The organism is Bradyrhizobium dasycarpum (genome assembly GCF_042019905.1).
In the GTDB taxonomy this organism is placed as follows: domain Bacteria; phylum Pseudomonadota; class Alphaproteobacteria; order Rhizobiales; family Xanthobacteraceae; genus Bradyrhizobium; species Bradyrhizobium japonicum_B.
In genome coordinates this window covers 1,447,349-1,470,883 of the sequence record NZ_CP169574.1, presented here as the reverse complement: position 1 = coordinate 1,470,883, position 23,535 = coordinate 1,447,349, and the positions used below count along the sequence as shown (strand labels likewise).

At 65.9% G+C, this 23,535-nt stretch carries 22 protein-coding genes and 4 pseudogenes; 16 read left to right on the top strand and 10 right to left on the bottom strand.

The features are described 5' to 3' along the window. The first annotated feature begins 7 nt into the window (after positions 1–7). The 7 genes from scpB (at position 8) to surE (ending at position 5,456) form a co-directional block, all read left to right on the top strand. Positions 8–784, top strand: coding sequence for an SMC-Scp complex subunit ScpB (gene scpB / locus ACETMP_RS07490; RefSeq protein ID WP_375160457.1), 777 nt, complete (start codon positions 8–10; stop codon positions 782–784). Between the two features lie 166 nt (positions 785–950). Further along, a complete protein-coding gene (locus ACETMP_RS07485) occupies positions 951–1,184 on the top strand; it encodes a twin-arginine translocase TatA/TatE family subunit (RefSeq protein WP_028136237.1) in 234 nt (77 codons plus the stop codon). Between the two features lie 93 nt (positions 1,185–1,277). Further along, on the top strand, positions 1,278–1,814 hold the full coding sequence (gene tatB / locus ACETMP_RS07480) for a Sec-independent protein translocase protein TatB (protein ID WP_375160456.1): 537 nt from the start codon (positions 1,278–1,280) through the stop codon (positions 1,812–1,814). Then, a complete protein-coding gene (gene tatC, locus ACETMP_RS07475) occupies positions 1,811–2,623 on the top strand; it encodes a twin-arginine translocase subunit TatC (RefSeq protein WP_375160455.1) in 813 nt (270 codons plus the stop codon). The genes tatB and tatC overlap by 4 nt, the downstream gene beginning before the upstream one ends. A 137-nt stretch (positions 2,624–2,760) precedes the next feature. Continuing rightward, entirely contained in the window at positions 2,761–4,092 is a 1,332-nt protein-coding gene (gene serS, locus ACETMP_RS07470; protein ID WP_375160454.1) for a serine--tRNA ligase, read from the top strand. A 125-nt stretch (positions 4,093–4,217) separates the two neighbouring features. Beyond that, positions 4,218–4,580: a hypothetical protein gene (locus ACETMP_RS07465; RefSeq protein WP_375160453.1), complete on the top strand. Its 363-nt coding sequence runs from the start codon at positions 4,218–4,220 to the stop codon at positions 4,578–4,580. Positions 4,581–4,688: 108 nt separating this feature from the next. Then, positions 4,689–5,456, top strand: coding sequence for a 5'/3'-nucleotidase SurE (gene surE / locus ACETMP_RS07460; RefSeq protein WP_375160452.1), 768 nt, complete (start codon positions 4,689–4,691; stop codon positions 5,454–5,456). 114 nt (positions 5,457–5,570) lie between these two features. Here the strand turns inward: surE and ACETMP_RS07455 are convergent, their stop codons facing one another. Beyond that, positions 5,571–5,942, bottom strand: coding sequence for a response regulator (locus ACETMP_RS07455; RefSeq protein ID WP_028136243.1), 372 nt, complete (start codon positions 5,940–5,942; stop codon positions 5,571–5,573). A gap of 226 nt (positions 5,943–6,168) precedes the next feature. Between ACETMP_RS07455 and ACETMP_RS07450 the strand changes: the two are divergent. Both ACETMP_RS07450 and ACETMP_RS07445 read left to right on the top strand, forming a co-directional pair. Beyond that, positions 6,169–6,821, top strand: a pseudogene (locus tag ACETMP_RS07450) (protein-L-isoaspartate(D-aspartate) O-methyltransferase). A 109-nt stretch (positions 6,822–6,930) separates the two neighbouring features. Next, positions 6,931–8,317, top strand: a pseudogene (locus tag ACETMP_RS07445) (peptidoglycan DD-metalloendopeptidase family protein). 199 nt (positions 8,318–8,516) lie between these two features. On the opposite strand, the pseudogene ACETMP_RS07440 reads toward ACETMP_RS07445, so the two are convergent. After that, positions 8,517–9,518 (bottom strand): annotated as a pseudogene (locus ACETMP_RS07440) (ATP-binding protein). 182 nt (positions 9,519–9,700) lie between these two features. Here ACETMP_RS07440 and yajC point away from each other — a divergent pair. The 6 genes from yajC to ACETMP_RS07410 are packed head-to-tail and all read left to right on the top strand — an operon-like array spanning position 9,701 to position 15,367. Continuing rightward, complete coding sequence (yajC, locus tag ACETMP_RS07435) at positions 9,701–10,090, top strand: preprotein translocase subunit YajC (RefSeq protein WP_028136247.1); 390 nt, start codon at positions 9,701–9,703, stop codon at positions 10,088–10,090. 47 nt (positions 10,091–10,137) lie between these two features. Then, entirely contained in the window at positions 10,138–11,742 is a 1,605-nt protein-coding gene (gene secD / locus ACETMP_RS07430; protein ID WP_375160451.1) for a protein translocase subunit SecD, read from the top strand. An 11-nt stretch (positions 11,743–11,753) separates the two neighbouring features. Continuing rightward, positions 11,754–12,773, top strand: coding sequence for a protein translocase subunit SecF (gene secF / locus ACETMP_RS07425; RefSeq protein ID WP_375160450.1), 1,020 nt, complete (start codon positions 11,754–11,756; stop codon positions 12,771–12,773). Between the two features lie 60 nt (positions 12,774–12,833). Further along, positions 12,834–13,217, top strand: coding sequence for an Mth938-like domain-containing protein (locus tag ACETMP_RS07420; RefSeq protein ID WP_375160449.1), 384 nt, complete (start codon positions 12,834–12,836; stop codon positions 13,215–13,217). Continuing rightward, positions 13,214–14,077, top strand: coding sequence for a phytoene/squalene synthase family protein (locus ACETMP_RS07415; protein ID WP_375160448.1), 864 nt, complete (start codon positions 13,214–13,216; stop codon positions 14,075–14,077). The genes ACETMP_RS07420 and ACETMP_RS07415 overlap by 4 nt, the downstream gene beginning before the upstream one ends. 45 nt (positions 14,078–14,122) lie before the next feature. Then, positions 14,123–15,367 carry a threonine ammonia-lyase gene (locus ACETMP_RS07410; RefSeq protein WP_375160447.1) on the top strand — a complete coding sequence of 415 codons (1,245 nt, stop codon included), beginning with the start codon at positions 14,123–14,125 and terminating at the stop codon, positions 15,365–15,367. 14 nt (positions 15,368–15,381) lie between these two features. On the opposite strand, the gene ACETMP_RS07405 is transcribed toward ACETMP_RS07410, so the two are convergent. From ACETMP_RS07405 to ACETMP_RS07375, 7 genes and pseudogenes are all read right to left on the bottom strand, one after another. After that, positions 15,382–16,560: an aminotransferase class V-fold PLP-dependent enzyme gene (locus tag ACETMP_RS07405; protein ID WP_375160446.1), complete on the bottom strand. Its 1,179-nt coding sequence runs from the start codon at positions 16,558–16,560 to the stop codon at positions 15,382–15,384. A 79-nt stretch (positions 16,561–16,639) separates the two neighbouring features. Next, positions 16,640–17,194 carry a CAP domain-containing protein gene (locus tag ACETMP_RS07400; protein WP_375160445.1) on the bottom strand — a complete coding sequence of 185 codons (555 nt, stop codon included), beginning with the start codon at positions 17,192–17,194 and terminating at the stop codon, positions 16,640–16,642. A 96-nt stretch (positions 17,195–17,290) separates the two neighbouring features. Beyond that, entirely contained in the window at positions 17,291–18,385 is a 1,095-nt protein-coding gene (locus tag ACETMP_RS07395) for a serine/threonine protein kinase (RefSeq protein ID WP_375160444.1), read from the bottom strand. A gap of 7 nt (positions 18,386–18,392) precedes the next feature. After that, entirely contained in the window at positions 18,393–19,820 is a 1,428-nt protein-coding gene (gene trmFO, locus ACETMP_RS07390; protein ID WP_375160443.1) for a methylenetetrahydrofolate--tRNA-(uracil(54)-C(5))-methyltransferase (FADH(2)-oxidizing) TrmFO, read from the bottom strand. A 125-nt stretch (positions 19,821–19,945) separates the two neighbouring features. Then, positions 19,946–20,098, bottom strand: a complete 153-nt coding sequence (locus tag ACETMP_RS07385; RefSeq protein ID WP_007590701.1) for a DUF1127 domain-containing protein — start codon at positions 20,096–20,098, stop codon at positions 19,946–19,948. A gap of 432 nt (positions 20,099–20,530) precedes the next feature. Then, positions 20,531–21,355 (bottom strand): lytic transglycosylase domain-containing protein, encoded by an 825-nt coding sequence (locus ACETMP_RS07380; RefSeq protein WP_375160442.1) that lies wholly within the window; start codon positions 21,353–21,355, stop codon positions 20,531–20,533. 145 nt (positions 21,356–21,500) lie between these two features. Next, positions 21,501–22,410, bottom strand: a pseudogene (locus ACETMP_RS07375) (DUF2189 domain-containing protein). A gap of 333 nt (positions 22,411–22,743) precedes the next feature. Here ACETMP_RS07375 and ACETMP_RS07370 point away from each other — a divergent pair. Further along, on the top strand, positions 22,744–23,136 hold the full coding sequence (locus ACETMP_RS07370; protein ID WP_257179897.1) for a DUF3597 domain-containing protein: 393 nt from the start codon (positions 22,744–22,746) through the stop codon (positions 23,134–23,136). 52 nt (positions 23,137–23,188) lie between these two features. Here ACETMP_RS07370 and ACETMP_RS07365 read toward each other — a convergent pair whose 3' ends face one another. Further along, positions 23,189–23,464: a GNAT family N-acetyltransferase gene (locus ACETMP_RS07365; RefSeq protein WP_375160441.1), complete on the bottom strand. Its 276-nt coding sequence runs from the start codon at positions 23,462–23,464 to the stop codon at positions 23,189–23,191. Positions 23,465–23,535: the final 71 nt, after the last annotated feature.

Here is a 23,535-nt window from a genome sequence, read left to right as displayed (position 1 = left end):
ATCTGCCATGGCAAGCCTGGCTGAAGTGCGGGTAGAAGAGGCCGAGCCGATGGAGAACGAATCCCAGGCACGTCCCGAGGAATTGCGGCTGCTGGAAGCGCTGCTGTTCGCTTCGAGTGAACCGCTGGACACTGCGACGCTGGCCAAGCGCATGCCCGAGGGCGTCGACGTCAAGGCCGCGCTGGAACAGCTCCAGGCCGACTATTCCTTGCGCGGGGTGAATCTCGTCCGCGTCGCCAACAAATGGACCTTCCGCACGGCCGGCGATCTCGCCTGGCTGATGACGCGGGAGAGCACCGAGACCCGGCGCCTGTCGCGCGCGGCGATCGAGGTGCTGGCGATCATCGCCTATCACCAACCTGTGACGCGCGCCGAGATCGAGGAGATCCGCGGCGTCGTCACCTCGAAGGGCACGCTCGACGTGCTGCTGGAGACCGGCTGGATCAAGCCGCGTGGCCGGCGCAAGACGCCGGGTCGTCCACTGACCTTTGGAACCACCGAGGACTTCCTGTCGCAGTTTACCCTGGAACAGCTCGGCGATCTGCCGGGCCTCGAGGAGCTGAAAGGCACGGGGCTGCTGGATTCGCGCCTGCCGACCGGATTCAGCGTGCCGACACCGTCCGACGATCCGACGCTGCGCGAGGACGAGGATCCGCTGGAACCGGGCGACGAGCTGGATCTGGCGCTGGCGCCTGCTGTCGAGCCCGAGACTGCGGAAACGACGGCGGAAGCCGGCAATGAGGAACACGGCGAGGGCGGCAGCAAAGGCGGCAGCGAGGACTGACGTACCGTCCGCTGACGGGCCCCTGCGACCGGTTAACACTAGCAAGATTACGTAGCGCTCACAGCGAATTGGCGCTGCCTAGGTCCTTGTTTTTGCGACCTGCCGAGCCTAGGTTTCGGTGAAGATCGGCCGGGTCCCCGGCCATGCGCGTTTGGAGGGTTGCAGGATGGGTTCACTCAGCATTTGGCACTGGATCCTGGTGATCGCGGTGGTCCTGCTGCTGTTCGGCCGCGGGAAGATTTCGGACCTGATGGGCGACGTGGCGCAGGGCATCAAAGCCTTCAAGAAGGGCATGCAGGACGACGACAAGTCCGCCGAGAAGCCCGAGCCGGCCAAGTCCATCGAGCACAATGGTGCTCCGACCGCGGCGCGGACCGACGTCGGCAGCAAGGCCGTCTGAGCCGAGAGCAGCACGCGAGACGTGGGTAGGGCGGCCCCGATCCTGCGCGCAAGGGATTGGGCCGGTTACGGCTTCGCGTGAACGGAAGACCTCATGTTCGACATCGGGTGGAGTGAACTGGTCCTGATCGGGGTCGTGGCCCTGATCGCCATCGGCCCGAAAGAGCTGCCGGGCGTGCTGCGCATGGTCGGACAATGGATGGGCAAGGCGCGCAAGATGGCCGCCGAATTCCAGGGCCAGTTTCAGGAAGCGATGCGCGAGGCCGAGATGGCCGACCTCAAGAAGAGCTTTGACGAGGTCAAGGAAGCCGCCACCGGATTCAATCCGCTGACCTCGCTCCAGAAGGACGTCAGCGACGCACTGCGCGTCGATGCACTGGACAAGCCGGCCGAGACGGCCACGACGAATGCTGTCGAACCGCCGGCGACTTCAAGTGAAGCGCCGGCGACTTCGATTGAAGCGCCGGCAATGCCGACCACGCCGGAAGCGCCGACGCCCGCGACCTTCATGGAAGCCGAGGCGCATGCGGCAGCCAACGAGCCGCTTGTGATCACCCGTGAGGTCGAGCAGGAAAAGGTGGCGCAGGACACCGCGCCTTCCGAAGCGATCAAGGACGCCAAAGCGTCATGACCGACGCCGATATCGAGGCCAGCAAAGCCCCGCTGATGGACCATCTGATCGAGCTGCGCTCGCGGCTGATCAAAGCGCTGCTCGGATTCGGCATAGCATTCATCTTCTGCTTCTTCTTCGCCAAGCAGATCTACAACGTGCTGGTCTGGCCGTTCGTGTGGATCGCGGGCCCCGAGAACTCCAAGTTCATCTACACGGCGCTGCTGGAATATTTCATCACCCAGCTCAAGCTGGCGCTGTTCGGGGCCGGCTTCATCTCGTTCCCGATCATCGCGACCCAGATCTACAAATTCGTCGCGCCCGGCCTCTACAAGCACGAGAAGCAGGCTTTCCTGCCGTATCTGGTCGCGACCCCGTTTTTCTTCGTGCTCGGCGCCGCGCTGGTCTATTTCGTGGTGCTGCCGATGCTGGTCCGCTTCTCGCTCGGCATGCAGCAGGCCGGCGGCGACGAGACCGCGCAGATCCAGCTCCTGCCCAAGGTCGGCGAATATCTGTCGCTGATGATGTCGCTGATCTTCGCCTTCGGCATCGCTTTCCAGCTTCCGGTGATCCTGACTCTGCTCGGTCGGATCGGCATCGTCAGCTCGAAAATGCTGCGCGAGAAGCGCCGCTACTTCATCGTCATCGCCTTCGTCATCGCGGCCGTGCTGACGCCGCCCGACGTGCTCAGCCAGTGCTCCCTGGCGTTTCCGCTGATGGCGCTCTACGAGGGCTCGATCATCGCGGTCGGCATGGTGGAGAGAAAGGCCGCGGCCTCGCAGGCGGCCACCGGCAGCGACGTGTCGACGCCGGCCAATCCGGCGGAGTAGGGCGCTTGCACTCTATCATCACGCTGCGCAGCCCATGATTCGTCATGCCCGGGCTTGACCCGGGCATCCACGACTTGATCTAAGGCTGCAGATACGTGGATGGCCGGGATAAACCCGGCCATGACGGGAAGACAGCCATGCACGACATCAAATCGATCCGCGATAATCCGCAAGCCTTTGACGCCGGCCTCGCACGGCGGGGTTTGAAGCCGATGTCGGGCTCGCTGCTGGCGATCGACGAGAAGCGCCGTGCGGCGATCCTTGCCTCCGAGCAGGCGCAGGCGCGGCGCAACGCGGCCTCCAAGGAGATCGGTGACGCCAAGAAGGCCAAGGACGAGGCGCGCGCTGCCAGGCTGATGGCCGAAGTCGCCGAGCTCAAGACCACGATGCCGCAGCTCGAAGCCGCCGCGAAGGCCGCCGACGACGAGCTGACCAAAGAGCTGTCGGCGATCCCGAACATTCCGTTCGACGAGGTGCCCGATGGTGTCGACGAGCACGGCAACGTGCAGCGCCACGTGTTCGGCAACAAGCGCAACTACAGCTTCACGCCGAAGCTGCATGACGATCTCGGCACCGCGCTCGGCTACATGGATTTCGAGGCGGCGGCCAAGCTCTCCGGCGCGCGCTTCGTCGTGCTGAAGAAGGGCCTCGCGCGGCTCGAACGTGCGATCGGCCAGTTCATGCTCGACTTGCACACCACCGAGCACGGCTACACCGAGATCAATCCGCCGCTGCTGGTGCGCAACGAAGTGATGTTCGGCACCGGACAATTGCCGAAATTCGAGGACGATCAGTTCTGGGCGGTCAAGGGCGAGCTTCTCGTTGCGCCCGACCAGGAGCGGCTGAGGACCGAGCGCCTCGGCCTCATTCCGACCGCCGAGGTCTCGCTCACCAACCTCGCGCGCGAATCCATCCTCGACGAGAAGCAATTGCCGATGCGGCTCACCGCGCTGACGCCGTGCTTCCGCGCCGAGGCCGGGGCTGCCGGGCGCGACACGCGCGGCATGATCCGCCAGCACCAGTTCACCAAGGTCGAGCTGGTTTCGATCACGACGCCGGAAGTGAGCAAGGACGAGCTGGAGCGGATGCTGTCCTGCGCCGAGCAGGTGCTGCAGAAGCTCGACCTGCATTATCGCGTGATGACGCTGTGCGCGGGGGACATGGGCTTCTCGGCGCAAAAAACCTATGACATCGAGGTCTGGATGCCCGGGCAGGGCGAGGGCGGCATGTTCCGCGAGATCTCCAGCTGCTCGGTCTGCGGCGACTTCCAGGCGCGGCGGATGGATGCGCGCTCGCGCGGCCCCGACGGCAAGCCGCGTTTCGTGCACACGCTGAACGGCTCCGGCACCGCGGTCGGCCGCGCGCTGATCGCCGTGATGGAGACCTATCAGCAGGAGGACGGCGCGATTGCGGTGCCCGACGTGCTCCAGCCCTATATGGGCGGAGTGAAGGTGATCGCGCGCGACTAAAGCGTTTTCGAGCGAAGTGGGGTACCCGTTCGCGTCAAGAAAACGCAGCATGACGAGAATCGCGTTGCGAAGACCGGGCGGCCGGTTATCCTGCCGGCCCCTCGACAACGCGAACCCTCCGCCTCATGGCCTTGCACCGCGACATTTTCTGGGTCGGCCGACAATGGGCGGTGACGGGGGTCGGCATCCAGGCGATCGATCAGCGCCTGCGCGGCGTGCTCGACATCGAGATTGCGCGGCTGTGGGACGATGATCTCGTGCAGAGCCGGCGGGCCAAGCCCGGCGTGAATGCAGCCGATTTCGACAAGGCGCTGACGGTGGCGCGCGAACGCTTTCCGCAGGCGCCGGCGTCGGACCCGCTGGTTGCGCAGTTGAAGGCGCTCGGCGTGATCGAGACCCCCGTCGTGAGCCCGGCCGTACCGGCGATGCAGCTGCGGGCGGAAGGCCGACTGGCGCGCTTCCTGCCGCAATGGCGCATCCGCCGCTGACGGGCCCCGGCCGGGAACCTGCCGCCGGACCGCAATTGCCCGGTTTGCCTGATCGCCCCCAGCCGGATAAGACGGCTCAGACCCCCTTTCTGGAATCGAACCTTTCGCATGCGCATTCTCTGCACCAATGACGACGGCATCCATGCCCCCGGCCTCAAGATCGTCGAGGAGATCGCGCGCGCGCTGTCCGACGACGTCTGGGTGGTGGCGCCCGAGCTCGACCAGTCCGGCGTGTCGCATTCGCTGTCGTTGAACGATCCGTTGCGCCTGCGCGAGGTCGGACCTCGGCATTTTGCCGTGCGCGGCACGCCGACCGACTGCGTCATCATGGGCGCGCGCCATATCCTTGGGCCCAAGCTGCCCGACGTCGTGCTGTCCGGGGTCAACAAGGGCCGCAACGTCGCCGAGGACGTGGTCTATTCCGGCACCATCGCCGGCGCGCTGGAGGGGACCATCCTGGGTCTGCCGTCGTTCGCGCTGTCGCAGGAGTTCAGCCTCGAGACCCGCGAGCGCCCGCCGTGGGACACCGCGCGCAGGTTCGGGCCCGACATCCTGCGCAAGGTGATTGCCGCCGGCGTCCCGAAGGACACCGTCATCAACGTCAACTTTCCGTCCTGCGCGCCGGAGGATGTGCTCGGCATCCGCGTCACCCGCCAGGGCAAGCGCAATCTCGGTTTCCTGCGGGTCGACGAGCGCAAGGACGGCCGCGGCAATCCCTATTTCTGGATCGGCTTCGAGCGCGCCGCGATGATGGACACGCCGGCCGACGGCACCGATCTGGCGGCGCTGCGCGAGCGCTACGTCTCGGTCACGCCGCTGAGGCTCGATCGCACCAATGAGGCGTTTTCGGAAGAGCTCAGCGCGATGCTGAAGTAGCGGCCCGCGATGGCCCTGTAGCCCGGATGGAGCGAAGCGAAATCCGGGGCCGTCGGCGCCTCGTGACGAGATTCCCGGATTGCGCTGCGCTCCATCCGGGCTACGGAAAACATCCTATTCGCCGCGGAGCGCGGCTTCGATGGTCTTGCCGAGCGCGTCGAGCTGAAACGGCTTCTGGAGCGCCGGCCGGTCGCGGTACTGCTCGGGCAGGCCGGAGGAGCCGTAGCCGGTGGCGAAAATGAACGGGCAGCCCTTGGCCTGGATCACGTCGGCGACCGGCGAGATGACCTTGCCGTTGACGTTGACGTCGAGAATGGCGATGTCGAACTCGGTCGCCTGGGCGAGCCGCATGGCCTCGGTGATGTCGCCCGCCTCGGCCGCGACCTTGTAGCCGAGCTCCTCGAGCATGTCCGCGACCATCATCCTGATCATCACCTCGTCCTCGACGAGGAATACAGAGCGGCCGGAAAGCCCTGTCGCGGTCATGGTTGAGTCCTTGCCCATTGCCGAAAACGTTCGCAGATTACACGAATTGACGCAATGCGCGTTTCGACCGACGGACGCTTGAAAATGGTCATCACCGCTCGTCCGCGGCAGGCCAATCTGTGTTAGATGCTCCCGACGAAGGCTATCATGAGTTCCTGAGCAGGAACATGATTCTCCTGCCCGGCCTTGACGCCCGCCGGGCCGGCCAGGACAGCACAAGCAGGCAATGACCTCCCATCAGCACCCGCCGGAAAAGATGATGTTTCAGCTCACGCTGAGGCGTCGGGGCATCAGCGATCAGGCGGTGTTGCGAACCATGGAGGAGGTGCCGCGCGAGCAATTCGTCGACGAGGCCGACCGCGACGGCGCCTACCGTGACAGCGCGTTGCCGATCGCCTGCGGGCAGACCATCAGCCAGCCGTTCGTCGTGGCCTACATGACCGAGCAGCTGCAGCTCCAGAAGCGGCACCGGGTGCTCGAGATCGGCACCGGTTCCGGCTATCAGGCCGCCGTGCTGTCGCGGCTCGCCGGCCAGGTCCTGACGGTCGAGCGCTATCGCAGGCTTGCGGACACGGCGCGCGCCCGGCTCGAAAAGCTCGGCTGTCACAATGTCGAGGTGATGCTTGGCGACGGCCTCAATCTGCCGCCCAATATCGGCCCGTTCGATCGCATCATCGTCACCGCCGCGATGGAGCAGATCCCGGAGAATCTGGTCGAGCGGCTGGAGGCTGGCGGCATGCTGATCGCGCCGGTCGGCCCGCATCAAGGCGTGCAGACGCTGATCCGCCTGACCCGCAGCGCGCGGCCGGGGTCGAGCGCAAGGAACTGGTCGATGTCCGCTTCGTGCCGGCGCTGCCCGGGGTGGCGCGGGAGCTGTAGATTTCCGGATCGGCTGTGTGGCCAACATCTTATTGGGAGGGTTAAGCCGTTATTTACTCGGCGCGTGTTTACTTAAAGCACCAGTTCTGTTGCGTACGAGTGAGTAACCATGTCCGCTGTCGCCGAGTTGCTTTACTCGCGCCGCGTACCGCAGGTCGCGGTGCTGGCGCTGATCTCCTTCAGCTTCGCAGGGTGCAGCGCCGACATGTCGTCGCGGCTGTCCCAGTCGAATTTCTCCAATCCCTTCTCCTCCGAAGCCACCGGTACGGTGCAGCAGGCCCCGCCGCCGCAGCGCGAGCTGCCGCAATATGCGCGGCCGCAGACCCCGCCCGGCGCCTATCAGTCGCAGCCCTTGCCGCCTCCGGCGGTCTCCGCCCCGCAATCCTATCCTGTCGCGGCTGGTGGCGGGGTGTCCGGAGGCGGGCGTGGCGTCAGCTCCTACGCGCCGCCGGCGCAGCCGCATCTGGAGACCACGGCCACCGTGCCGCCGCGCTCGGTCGCGGCTGCCCAGCCGGCCGGCGGGACCAAGATCATCGTCGGCACCAGCGATACGCCTCGAGGTGCTCGCCAAGCGCTATCGCGTCACGCCGCAGGCGATCCTGGCCGCCAACGGCTATAAGGGCCCGCGCGCGCTGTCGCCCGGCCAGCAACTGATCATTCCGCATCCGGCGACGGCCGCTGCGCCGGCGCCTGCGTCGACTCCGGTCGCGGCAGCCCCTGCTGCGAAGCCGGTCGCCGTCATGGCTGCGCCGCCGAGCACTCATTTCGTCAATCGCGGCGACACGCTCGCCAGCATTGCCCGCAAGAACCATATCTCGTCGGCTGAGCTTGCCCGTGCCAACGGTCTCGATCCGTCGGCCAAGCTGAAGCTCGGCACCAAGCTGACCGTGCCCGGCGCAAAGACCGCGGCCCTCGCGGCGCCGGTTGCCGCAGCTCCTGTCACGGCCGCTCCGGTTGCGGGGACGCTGCAGCCCGTTGCAGCCGCTCCCGCGCCCGCCACCAAGATGGCCGCGGCCGGCGCACCCGTGCAGAGCGCGCGCCTCGCCCAGGCCACCACCAATGTCGAAGAGAAGCCCGCCGAGACCCCGGCGAAGGCTGCGGAGACCACCAGCGCGCTGCCGACCTTCCGCTGGCCGGTGCGCGGCAAGGTGGTCACGAGCTACGGCGCCAAGACCAACGGCAAGTCCAACGACGGAATCAATGTCGCGGTGCCCGAGGGGACGCCGGTCAAGGCGGCCGAAGACGGCGTCGTCGCCTATTCCGGCAACGAGCTGAAAGGTTACGGCAATCTGGTCCTGGTTCGGCACTCCAACGGCTACGTCACCGCATATGCCCATGCGAGTGAGCTGTTGGTGAAGCGCGGCGACACCATCAAGCGCGGTCAGGTCATTGCCAAGTCGGGTCAATCCGGGGAGGTGGCGTCGCCGCAGCTCCACTTTGAGATCCGCAAAGGATCGAGCCCGGTTGACCCGCTTCAATTCCTGAACGGGGCGTGAGGCGCCGCGGCTACGGTCGGGCACAGTCTCGCAAAAAAGTGCGCTGTCATCGTCCGCGAAGGCGGACGATCCAGTATTTCAGAAACAGTCGTTGTTGAACCGATAAGCCGCGGCGTACTGGATTCCCCGCCGGAGCCTGTCATCGGGCTCGCCGAAGGCGAGACCCGGTGGCGGGGAATGACGGTTGTGGATGTGGCGGCTACTTCGCCGTCAGCTTCACGCCGAGCCGGCCCGCCAGCTCCTGCACGAATTGCCAGGCGACGCGGCCCGAGCGTGAGCCGCGGGTGGTCGACCATTCCAGCGCCTCGCGCTCCAGCGCCTCATCGTCGACCTTGACGCCGAAATGGCTGCAATAGCCGCGCACCATGGCGAGGTATTCGTCCTGGCTGCAACGGTGGAAGCCGAGCCAGAGGCCGAAGCGATCGGACAGCGACACCTTCTCCTCGACGGCTTCGCCGGGATTGATCGCGGTCGAGCGCTCGTTCTCGATCATGTCGCGCGCCAGCAGATGACGGCGGTTGGAGGTGGCGTAGAGGATGACGTTCTCGGGTCGGCCCTCGATGCCGCCTTCGAGCACGGCCTTGAGCGATTTGTAGGACGCGTCATTGCCGTCGAAGGAGAGATCGTCGATGAACACGATGAAGCGGAAGCTGGCGTCGCGGAGCTTCTCCATCAGCATCGGCAGCGTTTCGATGTCCTCGCGGTGAATCTCGATCAGCTTCAGCCGGTCGGCCAGCTTGCGGTCCGCGTTGATGCTGGCATGCGCGGCCTTCACCAGCGACGATTTGCCCATGCCGCGCGCGCCCCAGAGCAGGGCGTTGTTGGCGGGCAGGCCGCCCGCGAACCGCTCGGTGTTCTCCATCAGGATGTCGCGCATCCGGTCGATGCCCTTGAGCAGGAACAGCTCGACGCGGCTGACCCGCGGCACGGGCGCGAGGCGGCCGTCGGGGTGCCAGACATAGGCATCCGCCCGTTCGAACGACTCGGCGGAGACGGCCGGCTTGGCCTGGGCGGAGAGGTGCGCCGCAATGGTCTCCAGCGCGCGGACGATGCGCTCCTGGGCGAGGCTGGCGCTGCCGCGCGAGGCGCTTTGACGGTCCTCTTGATGGTCCCCTTGGGGCGATTTGCCGCGACGCGGGCCGGCTTTCCGGCAGGGGTGCGGGGCCTTGCCGGCCGGGCTTTTGCTAAGGTTTTTGGGCATGTCCGAAGTTCCTGAGAACGCAGCCTTATCGGGCCTGACGGGCCGCCGCAAGGTGGCTAAAAGGGCGGTCTGGCAGCGTTGCAATTGGGGCAATGGCCGCTATAGTCCGCGCGAATTTGACCGAACCGGTTGCCTTTGAAGGCCTGACCGGTTTTCCCCCGTTTCTCACGAGGATCGTCCGAATGCTGATTACCCCTGCGTATGCCCAGGCCGCGGGCGCCGGTGACACCAACAGCATGTTGATGTCGCTGCTGCCGTTCGCCCTGATCTTCGTGATCATGTACTTCCTGATTCTGCGTCCGCAGCAGAAGAAGGTCCGCGAGCACGCCGACCTCGTGAAGAACATCCGCCGCGGCGACACCGTCGTGACCTCGGGCGGCCTCGTCGGCAAGGTCACCAAGGTCGTCGACGACGACCAGATCGAGTTCGAGATTTCCGACGGCGTGCGGGTGCGGCAGATGCGCCAGATGATCTCCGGCGTGCGCGCCAAGGGCGAGCCGGCGAAGGAATCCAAGGACAGCGCGAAGGACGCCGCCAAGGATAGTGCCAAGGACGACGCCGCGTCGAAGTGAACGCGTTCGCGAGCATCTCAAGTCTCCTGATCTGACAGGTCCAGTCGATGTTGTATTTCACGCGGTGGAGGGCGCTCGGGATTATCCTGACGGCGCTGATCGTGTGCCTCTGCGCGGTCCCGAACTTCTTCCCCGAGGCCCAGGTCAAGACCTGGCCGGCCTGGGCGCAGCGGCGGCTCGTGCTCGGCCTCGACCTCCAGGGCGGCTCCTACCTGCTGCTCGAGGTTGACTCCAACTACGTGAAGAAGGAACGGCTCGACCAGGTCCGCGACGATGTCCGCCGGACGCTGCGCGATGCCAAGATCGGATTCACCGGCGGCGTCACCGTGCGCAACGACGCGGCCGAAGTTCGCATCACCAAGGAATCCGACGTTCAGGCGGCGCTCGCCAAGCTGCGCGACTTGTCTCAGCCGCTGGGCGGCCTGATGGGATCCAGCGGTCAGCGCGACCTCGAGGTGAGCGATGCCGGCGGCGGGGTGATCCGCCTCAGCGTCCCGCAGGCCGCCATGCTCGATCGTCTGCGCAAGACCATCGAGCAGTCGATCCAGATCGTCGAACGCCGCGTCAACGAGCTCGGCACCGTCGAGCCCGTGATTCAGCGACAGGGCAATGACCGCATCCTGGTTCAGGTCCCCGGCCTGCAGGATCCGACCCGCCTGAAGAAGCTGCTCGGCGAGACCGCGAAGATGGAATTCCGCATGGTCGACACCACCGTGTCGCCGGACCAGGCGCAACAGGGCAGGTTGCCTCCGGATTCCGAGCTGCTGATGAGCGCGTCGCCGCCGCCGACGCCCTATGTGGTCAAGAAGCAGGTCCTGGTCGCCGGCGGCGACTTGATCGATGCCCAGGCGACCTTCGACCAGCGTACCAGCGAGCCGGTCGTCAGCTTCAAGTTCAATACTTCGGGCGCGCGCAAATTCGCGCAGGCCACGCAAGAGAATGTCGGGCTGCCCTTCGCGATCGTGCTCGACAACAAGGTGATCTCCGCGCCCCGGATCAACGAGCCGATCACGGGCGGTCAGGGCCAGATCTCGGGCAGCTTCACGGTCCAGTCCGCCAACGATCTCGCGATCCTGATGCGCGCCGGCGCGCTGCCGGCGCCGCTCACGGTGGTCGAGGAGCGCACTGTCGGTCCGGGCCTCGGCCAGGATCTGATCGAGAAGGGCGAGCTCGCGGCTTACGTCGGCTCCATCCTCGTCGTCATCTTCATGCTGCTGACCTACCGGCTGTTCGGGGTGTTCGCCAACATCGCGGTGGCCATCAACGTCGCCATGATCTTCGGCCTGCTGTCGCTGCTCAACGCCACGCTGACGCTGCCCGGCATCGCCGGCATCGTGCTTACCGTCGGCATCGCGGTCGACTCCAACGTGCTGATCTACGAGCGCATCCGTGAGGAGCTGCGCGGCGGCCGCAACGCGATCTCGGCGATCGATGCCGGCTTCAAGCGGGCGCTGGCGACCATCCTCGATTCCAACATCACCACCTTCATTGCCGCCGCGGTACTGTTCTACATCGGCACCGGCCCGGTGCGCGGCTTTGCCGTGACGCTCGGCATCGGCATCATCACCACGGTGTTCACCGCCTTCACCCTGACCAGGCTGATCGTCGCCTGGTGGGTGCGGTGGAAGCGGCCGCAGAGCGTGCCGATCTAGGAGCTAAGACCGTGACATACTACGTTCTCATCGGGCTTGGCATTCTGATTGCCGTCCTCACCGTGGTCGCCGCCCTCGGCGTGCTGCCGTCGCTGCGTATCGTCCCGGACGACACGCATTTCGATTTCACGCGCTTCCGCCGCATCAGCTTCCCGATCTCGGCGGCGCTCTCGATCGTCGCCATCACGCTGTTCTTCACCCACGGGCTGAACCTCGGCATCGACTTCAAGGGCGGCACGCTGCTGGAGGTGCGGTCCAAGTCCGGCGCGGCCGACATCGCGGCGATGCGCACGACGCTGGATGGCTTGCGCCTCGGCGAGATCCAGCTGCAGCAGTTTGGTGGCCCCGAGAATGTCTTGATCCGCGTTGCCGAACAGCCCGGCGGCGACAAGGCGCAGCAGGATGCCGTGCAGAAGGTGCGCAGCGCTCTCGGCGATTCCATCGAATACCGTCGTGTCGAGGTGCTCGGGCCACGCGTCGCCGGCGAACTCCTTGCCTACGGCATGGTCGGCCTGATGCTCGCGATCGTCTCGATCCTGATCTATCTCTGGTTCCGGTTCGAATGGCAGTTCGCACTGGGCGCCATGATCGCCAACGTGCACGACATCGTGCTGACGATCGGCTTCATGTCGATCAGCCAGGTCGATTTCGACCTGACCAGCATCGCCGCTCTGCTGACCATTCTGGGCTATTCGCTCAACGACACCGTCGTCATCTACGACCGCATCCGTGAAATGCTGCGCCGCTACAAGAAGATGCCGATGCCGCAGCTGCTCAACGAATCCATCAACTCGACGCTGTCGCGCTCGATCATCACCCACTTCACGGTGACGCTGGCGCTGCTGGCGCTGTTCTTGTTCGGCGGGCACGCGATCCACAGCTTCACCGCGGTGATGATGTTTGGCGTGGTGCTGGTCGGCACCTACACCTCGATCTTCATTGCGGCCCCGATCCTGATCTATCTCGGCGTCGGCGAGCATCGCGAGGATGCCCCGGATACGGCCGCGCCGGCGAAGAAAAGCAAGGCATGATCCGAACCGCACGCCTCCGCACGAGTTGGCGGGGGCAGTAAGCTCATTCGGACCAAACTCATGGCCGGCGATCCCAACGCACCCCATTTCCCGCGCTCGGCGCCGATCGAGGCCTATGGCAAGGGCGGCTTCGCCTTCGCCGGCATGTCGCACCGGGGCTCGCTGCTGTGCCTGCCCGAGGCGATCTGGGCCTGGGACGTGGCGGATCCCCAGAAGATCGACCGCTATTCGCTCGACCGGGTGTTCACGGCCGCCAACGGCATCGACACGCTCCTGATCGGCACCGGAACCGGGCTGTGGCTGCCGCCGCCGGAGCTGCGCCAGGCCTTGAAAGCGGTGCGGGTGGTGCTGGACACGATGCAGACCGGACCTGCCGTGCGCACCTACAACATCATGATCGGCGAGCGGCGGCGGGTCGCGGCTGCGCTGATCGCGGTGCCATGAGCAGCGGCGCGCCGCCGCCCGATTCCGTCGCCTTCTGCGCCGATCTCGTGCGCCGCCACGACTTTCCGCGCTATGCCGCGACGCTGTTCGTGCCCGCCGCCGAGCGCCGCGCGCTGCTTGCGCTCTACGCTTTCAACGTCGAGATCGTCCGCGTCCGCGACCAGGTCAGCCAGCCCTTGCCCGGCGAGATCCGCTTTCAATGGTGGACCGACCTGTTCTCGGGCCTCGTCCACGGCAGCGCCGAGGGCAATCCGGTCGCTGCCGAATTGCTGCGTGCGATCCGTGATTTCGACCTGCCGGTCGAGCCGCTGTCGCTGCTCGTCGAGGAGCACCAGTTCGACCTCTACAACGACCCGATGCCGACCATGGCGGCGCTGGAGGGCTATCTGGCCGCGACCTGCTCGGCGTTGTTTGGTCTGGCGGCGCGGATTCTGGCGCCGCCGTCGGAGGCGGTCGAACATCTCGCCCGTCATGCCGGGCTGGCGCAGGGCATCGCGCAGGTCATCGTCAACCTGCCGCGCGATGCCTCGCAGCGCCAGCTGTTCCTGCCGCAGCAGGTGCTGGAGAGCCATGGCTGCCGGATGGAAGACGTGTTTGCCGGCAAGGAGACGCCGAACCTGCGGGCCGTGCTGGAGCAGCTCGCCGGCGAGGCGCAGCAGCATTTGACCACGGCCTTGTCGCTGCTGGCGGACGTGCCGAAAGCGGCGCGCCCGGCGTTTCTGCCGCTGAGCCAGGTCAGGGCGGATCTCAAGCGCCTGTCGCAGCCCGGCCGCAATCCGTTCACGCTGCAGCCGACGTCGCGGCTGCGCACGCTCTGGACGCTATGGCGGGCTTCACGTTCCCGGGAATTTACCAAATAGCGGCTGGCTTATCGCCTCGAACCGCCCGATGCTCTATGCTGTCCCATGGCTGAGTTGTCCCAAACCCCATCGTCCGAACTCAGCGGCTTTCCGGTCGCACCTGGCGACGTTCATGCCGCCGCCGACATCATTCGCGGCGCCGTCGTCGAGACGCCCTGCAGCTACAGCCGCACGCTGAGCAGCATCTGCGGCTGCGAGATCTGGCTCAAGTTCGAGAACCTCCAGTTCACCTCGTCGTTCAAGGAGCGCGGTGCGCTCAACCGTCTCACCGCGCTGACGCCGGAGGAGCGTGCGCGCGGCGTCATCGCCATGTCAGCCGGCAACCACGCCCAGGGCGTCGCCTATCACGCCAAACGGCTCGGCATTCCCGCCACCATCGTCATGCCAATCGGCACGCCGATGGTGAAGGTCGAGAACACCAGGCACCACGGCGCGGAGGTGGTCGTCACCGGCGCGACGCTGGAGGAGGCGGCCGCGTTCGCGCGTCAGCATGGCGAAGCCCGCGGCATGATCTTCGTCCACCCCTACGACGATCCGCTGGTGATCGCGGGGCAGGGCACCGTCGGGCTGGAGATGATGCGAGCGGTCCCCGAGCTCGATACGCTGGTCGTGCCGATCGGGGGCGGCGGCCTGATCAGCGGCATCGCCATCGCCGCAAGAGCAATCAAGCCGTCATTGCGAATTCTGGGCGTCGAGGCCTGGCTCTATCCTTCGATGTACAACGCCATTCACAGCGGCAATCTGCCGGCGCGCGGCGATACGCTCGCCGAAGGCATCGCGGTGAAATCGCCGGGCAAGATCACCACCGAAATCGTCCGCCGCCTCGTCGACGACATTGCGCTGGTGAACGAAGCCGAGCTTGAGCGCGCGGTAGCGACCCTGATCTCGATCGAGAAGACGGTCGTCGAGGGCGCCGGCGCCGCCGGCCTTGCCGCGCTGATGTCCGATCCGCCCCGCTTTGCCGGCCAGAAGGTCGGTCTCGTCCTGAGCGGCGGCAATATCGACACGCGGCTGATCGCATCCGTGCTCACGCGCGAGCTCGCGCGCGAAGGGCGGCTGACCCAGCTCTCGCTCGATATTCCTGACAGACCCGGACAATTGGCCGCGGTGGCCGCGCTGCTCGCAGAAGCCGGCGCCAACATCATCGAGGTCTCGCACCAGCGCACCTTCTCCGAGCTGCCGGCCAAGGCGACGCTGCTGCAGCTCGTCATCGAGACCCGCGACGCCGCGCATCTCGACGAGGTGATGGCGAGGCTCAGCGCATCCGGATTGAGCGCGCGCTGCGCGTGAGCGGCACGCGTCTCCTATCGCGGGGCCAAACCCGCCAGATGCGCGATCAGCCGGTCGATCTCGCCTTCAATGTTGTAATAATGCGGTGACGCCCGCACCACATGCGGCAATGCGCGAAGCTCGGCATCGATGCGCGTGCTCGACGGGTCCGAGGCGCCGATCGTGATGCCGGCAGCAGCGGCGCTGGCGACAATGGTGTCCGCCTCGTGCCCGTCCATGGTGAAGCTGACGATGGCGCCGGGCGCGCGGCCGAGGTCGCGAATGGTGATGCCGGGAACATTCGCAAGGCCGCTGCGAAGGCGGCCGGCAAGCAGGCGGCAGCGTTGTTCGATCGGGGCGATGCCGATCTCGAGGGCGTAGTCGACAGCCGCACCCAAGCCAAGCCGGGCTGCGTAATTGTTCTCCCAGGTCTCGAAGCGGCGGGCATCGTCCCGCAGTTGATAGGCGTCGCGGGAAACCCAGGGGGCAGCAAAGTGGTCGATCATCGGCGGCTCCAGCCGCTGCAGCATGGCGCGGCGGACATAGAGAAAGCCGGTGCCGCGCGGACCGCGCAGGAATTTGCGTCCCGTGGCGGACAGCATGTCACAACCGATGGCATCGACATCGACCTCCATCTGGCCGACCGCCTGACAGGCGTCGAGCAGATAGGCGATGCCGTGCGCCCGGGCGATCCTGCCGACCGCGGCTGCCGGATTGACCAGCCCGCCATTGGTCGGAACCCAGGTGATCGCGATCAGCTTCACCCGCTCGTCGATCATCCGTTCGAGCGCGTCGACATCGAGCTCGCCGCTGGCATCGCTCGGCACCACGTCGACGACCGCGCCGGTGCGCTCGGCGACCTGGAGGAAGGCAACATAATTGGCGGCGTATTCCGCTTCGGCGGTCAGGATGCGATCCCCTTTCCGAAACGGCAGTGAATAGAACGCCATCTGCCAGGCCACCGTCGCGTTCTCCACCAGCGCGATCTCGTCGGGTGCGGCATTCAGCAGGCGCGCCACCGAGCGGTAGACCGCGTCGAGCCGGTCGGCTTCGCGGTCGGCGGCGGCATAACCTCCGATCTCGCTTTCCAGATCGATGTGGCCCTTCATTGCCGCGACCACCGGCGTCGGCATCAGGGCCGCGCCTGCGTTGTGGAGATATGCGAGCCGCGAGGCGGCCGGCGTGTCGGCGCGTATTCGGTCGAGGTCGATCAAGTGCTAGTCTCCGCTTCTTGCGATCTCGTGCCTGGATTAGGCGGCATTGCCGAGCCTGAGCAAGATGGCCCGGCTCGCCTCAGATGCAGAGGCTGAGCAGCTTGATGTGACAGCTGCTGGACTTTGGCTTGCTCGCGGGCGCAGCCTCGCGCTTCACGGCAACGACGGGCTCCTTGTCCTTCTTCTTGCCCTTGCCCTTGGGCTCGTAGTCGCCCGCGATCACCATGGCCCAGTAAGTGCGCTTGCCGCTGGCGTTCTTGGCGCTGGCGATGCCGACGCGGGAGGCGTTGTGCAGCAACAGATTCTTGCGATGCCCGGACGAGTCGATCCACTGTCCCAGCGTCTTCTCGAAATTGTCGTAGCCGTAGGCGATGTTCTCGGCGGCGCGGCCCGCGCCGGCCGGCGCGACGCGGCGGTTGAACGGCCCGAGGGCGTCGTGGCTGAGATTGTCCTTGGCGGCCATCGCGCGGGCCTGGTCCATGGCGATGCGGTCGAGAATGGCGTCGCGGACGACACGGACTTCTCCGTGCTTGAGGCGGAAGTTCGAGATCAGCTCGGCGGGCGAGTCCGCCATTGCGGGCGCGGCCATGAGCAGCAGGACGCCCGCAATCAGGCCGCCAACGACACGACGCATCACCGTCCCCTCAATGCCCATGATCCCGCCACGCCCGAATGATCCGACCCGCTTCTCTATCGCCAATGTGGACGCTTCAAGGCGCGGGGAGCCCGGTCAGCTCGTTGGCAGGTCCGCCTCGAAGTTGAAGCGGTCGCGCAGGTTCTTCCGCTGTTCCAGGATGTCCTTGAGGAAGGCGCGGTCCTGGTCGTTCTTCATCATCGGCTCGATCAGGTCGAGCTGGTTCATGGCAACCAGCTGCAGGATCTCGGTGCGGGGCTTGCCGCTGGTGTCGCGCGGCAGCGCGTGCACGACCTGGATGTGTTCCGGCGGCTTCGGCCCCTTTGCGGCGGCGAGCTCGTTGCGCAACTGGCCTTCGAGTGCGGTCTGATCGGCTTCGACGAAGGCATAGAGCCCGACGCCGGAGCGGCGGTCGGCAAAGGCGACGATGGCGGTATCGCGTACGGCCGGATTTTTGCGGATCAACGCGGTCAGCACCGGCGCATCATTGACCAGCCGGCGGCCGCCGCCTTCGCGGTCGGTGAAGTTGAACAGGCCGCGCGTGATGGCGCGGTAGACCTTCTTGCCGGTGGCGAGCCACAGGCTCGCCGCGAACGACTTCTTGGCGAGGATCTTTCGCTCGCGCGGCGTCAGCGCCTGCGGAGCATAGGTGCGCTTGTGCTTGAGCAGATGCCGGAGGTCTTCATAGGCGAGGATGCGGTAGAGCCGGCCGCGGCGCTCAAAGCAGGCCGCGAGCTGGAAGTCGGTCACATAGGCGCGTCCGTCGCGGCCGACCAGCCAGTTCTGCTCCTTGGCGAGATCGTTGTGGCAGATCCCGGCACGACGCAGCCGGCGCAGCGCCGCCTTGGCCGAACGGAAATAGGCGAGGTCGCCATGGGGCTTTGCCAGGTGCAATGCGGCGCCGTCGACGAAGCCGCGCACCAGGGCGCGCTTTCCGGCCCAGAGCAGCTCGGGACCGACATCGAGGCCCTTGGCGCGCGCCAGAGCATGCTTCTCGCGGGCGAACAGGTGCCGCGCCAGCAGGAACGACCACCACGGCACTTCGTCGAGCCGGCGCAGCACGGCGTCGGCCTCGCCGCTCTCGCCGCGGAATCGGCCGCGCTCGACGGTCGAGAACACGTCGCGCTTGAGCAGCACGCCCTCGGTCCAGCGCGCCGAAAGCGCTGCGGCGTCGTCTTTGGGGAGGCTCATCGACAACTCACGCTGCGGCGGCCATGCGCAGATGATCGGCGATCCAGCGATCGAGGTCGGCGAGCGCCCGCGCACTCAGCGCCTGCTTCTTGGCCACCGTCTTCTCGTTGCCGCGCAGCCGCGTGCCGTCGGGCTTCCTCGTCGGCACGGTCGCGAGCGGCGGGAACAGGCCGAAATTGACGTTCATCGGCTGGAACGAGCGCGTGCCCGGCTCGATGGTTTCGATATGGCCGCCGGTGATGTGGCCGAGCAGCGAACCGAGCGCGGTCGTGCCGGGCGGGGCGACGAGCGCCTCGCCGCGCGCGTCCGCAGCCGCATAGAGACCGGCGATCAGGCCGACGCTGGCCGATTCCACATAGCCCTCACAGCCCGTCATCTGGCCGGCAAAGCGCAACCGCGGCTGCGCACGCAGGCGCAATTGACCGTCGAGCAGTTTGGGCGAGTTCAGGAAGGTGTTGCGATGCAGGCCGCCGAGACGGGCGAATTCGGCGTTCTCCAGCCCCGGAATGGTGCGGAAGATGCGCTGCTGCTCGCCGTATTTCAGCTTCGTCTGGAAGCCGACGATGTTGTAGAGCGTGCCGAGCTTGTTGTCCTGGCGCAGCTGCACGATCGCGTAGGCCTTGGTGGCGGGATCGTGCGGGTTGGTGAGACCGACCGGCTTCATCGGGCCGTGCCGCAGCGTCTCGGGGCCGCGCTCCGCCATCACCTCGATCGGCAGGCAGCCGTCGAAATAGGGCGTGTTGGTCTCCCACTCCTTGAACTCGGTCTTCTCGCCCGCGATCAGCGCGGCGACGAAGCCGTCATACTGCTCCTTGGTCATCGGGCAGTTGATGTAGTCGGCGCCGTTGCCGCCGGGACCGACCTTGTCGTAGCGCGACTGGAACCAGGCCACCGACATGTCGATGGACTCGCGGTGCACGATCGGCGCGATCGCGTCGAAGAAGGCGAGCGCGTTCTCGTCGGTCAGCGCGCGGATGGCCTCGGCCAACGGAGCGGAGGTGAGCGGACCGGTGGCAACGATGACGTTGCTCCAATCGGCCGGCGGCAGGCCGGAAACCTCGCCGCGGGCGATCTCGATCAGGGGATGGTCGTTGAGAGCCTTTGTGACCGCAGCCGAGAAGCCGTCGCGGTCGACCGCCAGCGCGCCGCCGGCGGGCACCTGGTTGGCGTCGGCCGCGCGCATGATCAGCGAGCCGAGCCGGCGCATCTCCGCGTGCAGCAGTCCGACGGCGTTGTTGGCGGCATCGTCCGAGCGGAACGAGTTGGAGCAGACGAGCTCGGCGAGCCCGTCGGTGCGGTGCGCCTCGGTCATGCGGGTCGGCCGCATCTCGTGCAGCACCACGGGCACGCCGGCCTTCGCGACCTGCCAGGCGGCTTCCGAGCCGGCGAGGCCGGCGCCGATCACGTGCACGGGGTTGGATAGGGGTCCTGTCATGGGGCGGACAGGTAGCGCTTTTCGGGGGCCAGTGGAATCGCCGAGATCGAGTTTTCTGCCTCCAGACACGACAACGCCCGCACGAGGCGGGCGCTATCGGTTCGTCCGGTTGAGGGCTGAACGATTCAGCCCTGATACTGACCGGCGGCAACGCGCGGGATGTCCGAGCGATCAAGGCCGATATCGGCCAATTCGCGATCGCTGAGCTGGGACAGCTCGGCAACATTGCGCTGATAGTCCCGGAAGGCCTGGATCATGCGGATGAGCGAGAGCAGCATTGGTAGTCTCCTGTAGTTCGATTCAGCCCTTGCCCGGGCCTCATCGTTGAAATGAATATAGAGGAGAGTGGTGCAGTGCGAAAGTTCCGATGTTGCGATGCAGCTAGGCGGTGGATGCATAGCGAAGGTAACGGACGATTAACCGGACGGCGCTCCTTCACAAAGCGTGCACTCAGGCATCGACATGCATGAAGAAAATTCCGTGGAATCACGGAGTTAAGCGAGAACCCTTGATCTGGATCATTGTGGAAATAAGTTGCACGCGAAGGCTCGGCAAGCCGGTCGCATAGCTTCCTGACCCAAGTCTTTCCTGCGTGGTTCGCATAGGTAAAATGAATCAATATTCACTTTATGAGAGTGATTCGAGAGCTCGCCGGTGAGGCGTGGCAAGTATGCGTGGAGAGAGGCCGGATGATTCGCGCCCCGGCCCGATCAGGGAGCGCGAGCAAGCTGGGTGGCGAAATAGGCGATGGTCTTGGAATAGACCTCGCTCTTGTTCCACTGCTTGAGCACCTCGAAATTCGGACTGCCCGGCTGCCAGTCCTTGCCCTTCTGCCAGCCATGGCCGGCAAGATAATTGGCGGTGGAGGCGAGCACGTCGGGCGCGTTGTGCAGCAGATCGCGCTTGCCGTTGCCGTCGAAATCGACGGCGTATTTCATCCAGGACGACGGCATGAACTGAGTCTGGCCGAGCTCGCCGGCCCAGGCGCCCTTCATCTCGGCTGGCGCCAGATCGCCGCGCTGGACGATGCGCAGCGCGTCCATCAGCTCGGCACGAAACTGCTCGGATCTGCGGCAGTCATAGGCCAGCGTTGCGAGCGAGCGGATCGTGGCGAACTTGCCTGTGTTGACGCCGAAGTCGGTCTCCAGGCCCCAGATCGCGACCAGGACTTCGCCGGGAACGCCATAGGCCTGCTCGATGCGCGACAGCACGGAGCCGTATTGCTTCATCCTGTTGGAGCCGCGCTCCAATCGCGGCGGCACCATGCGGCCGGAGAATTCCTCGAAGGTCTGGGCGAAAACCTTTTGCGAGCGGTCGCGGTTGAGCACGTTCTGATCCGGCGTCACGCCGGCGAGACCGGAGGCAATGGCCTGTTGCGAGATGCCCTTGGCCGCAGCTTCGGTCTTGAACTCCGTAAGCCAAGCATCGAAATTACCCGAGCCGCAGGCAACCGCGGCGAATGCTGGCTGGGCAGACAGGATTGACGCGGAGAGGGCGAAAGTTGCGAGTGCGAGACGAGAAATCGTCGAGGTCATTCGAGGTAATGAATTCCGTGAAGCGATCTGACCGGCGGCGCAATCTCGGTCGGAACCGCGGCCAAAGCAAGGCGTGGGACAGGGCGCGATCCTGCCCGAGCCGAATTCAAGCTCAAGATCGGCAGGATCGCATGTCACGATATCGTCAGGCGTCCGGCCTGTTGCGCCAGGGGAAGAGGTTGGCCGGGAAGTCGGCAGCCGGCTTGCGCGGACGATGCGGCGGGGGCGGCACCGGACGTGCCCCGGGCTCCGAGACGATCACCTTGCGATAGAGGTGCCAGGTGGCGTGGCCGAGCAGGGGGGACCACCACGGCAAGGCCGAGGAAGGCCGGAATGGTGCCGAGCGCGAGCAGCACCGCGACGATCAGGCCCCAGGCCGCCATCGGCACCGGATTCCTCGCGACGACGCGCAGCGAGGTGCTCATCGCCTCGAACGCACCGGCATGACGATCGAGCATCAAGGGGAATGACACGACGCTGAGGCACAGTGCGGCGAGCGCGAACAGGAAGCCGGTGCCGCAGCCGACCACGATCAGCCACCAGCCTTGCTGCGTCGTCAGCACGCGCGTCATGAAGTCCGAGATGCCGGTGACGCCCTCATAGCCGAACGCCGCGATATAGATCGCTTGCGCGGTTGCAACCCAGGTCACGAACAAAGCGAGCAGCAGCACGCCGAGGCCGAGCATCGCGCCGAACGAGGGCGAGCGCAGCACCTCCATCGCGTCCCAGGCGGTTGCTTCCTCATAGCGTTCGCGCCGGCTGGAAAGCTCGTAGAGACCGAGCGCCGCGAAGGGGCCGATCAGGGCGAAGCCGGCGGCAAGCGGAAACAACAATGGCAGCACCGAATAGCCCATCACCAGGCGGGCGAGCACGAGGCCCAGCACCGGGTAGATCACGCAGAGGATGATGGCATGGCTCGGAACGGCCTTGAAATCCTCCCAGCCGCGCCGGAGCGCATCGTGCAGATCGGAGAGTTGGATGGTTCGGATAACGGGTCCAGCCGCATCTGCGGTCCGGTCCATCGTGGGGACATTGCCCGGGTAGAGTGTGGCCATGGTCGCTAGCTCCCTTGCCGAGCGGCCGAATTCGGCGCCGGCAAACGGCGCGTGCGGCCGCCATTCTTGAGTTTCGCGAGTCCGACCAGACGCGAATTGCGGACGGCATCGCGAGCTGAGCGCAAAGCGTACGCCTATTTCCGAGTCCTGTCCCTCACGCTTGGGTGAGATCTGATGCCGCAGCGCAACTTCGGCGACGTCATTCGGTCGTCATTTCGCCGCAGATAAGCTGATGCTGCGTATCGGTTCGCAGAACTTCGCGGGCGCTACGCAGTGACTTGGTCTATAAGTGCCACGCAAGCCCTTCCAACGGATCCTTTTCGGGGAGCAGATATGAGCATTTTCGGGAAAATCATGAGCGCGATCTTCGGTAGTCAGCCGGCTTCCGCCGCGCCCGCCGGCGGCGCAGCTTCGCCCTCCGGAGCAGCGCCGGGAGCATCGGCGCCGGCTGCCACACCGATGGCCGCGGTCGACGTCGCGGCGATCGTCGACAAGGCGGCGGCCGCGCACAAGGGCGAGAAGCTCGAATGGCGCACCTCCATCGTCGACCTGATGAAGGCGCTCGACATCGATTCCAGCCTCGCGGCGCGCAAGGACCTCGCCAAGGAGCTGGGCTATAGCGGCGACATGAACGACTCCGCCAGCATGAACGTCTGGCTGCACAAGCAGGTGATGTCCAAGCTCGCCGCCAATGGCGGCAAGCTGCCGCCCGAGATCAAGCACTGACCGAGCGCCGGTCGTGACGGAGGGGCCCGCCATCGCGCGGGCCCTTCTGCTTTCAGGCCACCAGATCCGCATGCTCCGGATGCCGGTCGAGATAGTCGACGACGAAACCGCAGCCGGCGATCACCTTCCGGCCGTCGCGCCGGATCAGCTCCAGCGCGCCCTTGACCAGTTCGGAACCGATGCCGCGGCCGCGCAGCGCGCGCGGCGTCTCGGTGTGGGTGATGATGACCGCCGTCGGGGTCAGCCGGTAATTGGCGAAGGCGATGTCGTTGCCGATATCGAGCTCGAAGCGGCTCCTGTCCTTGTTGTCCCGTACCGATGCGGCCATGCAAGATCCTTCCGACGTGCTGTCTCTGCCTGATCTAGGCGTCTGAACCGGCGCTTGCCAAGGTGCGACCA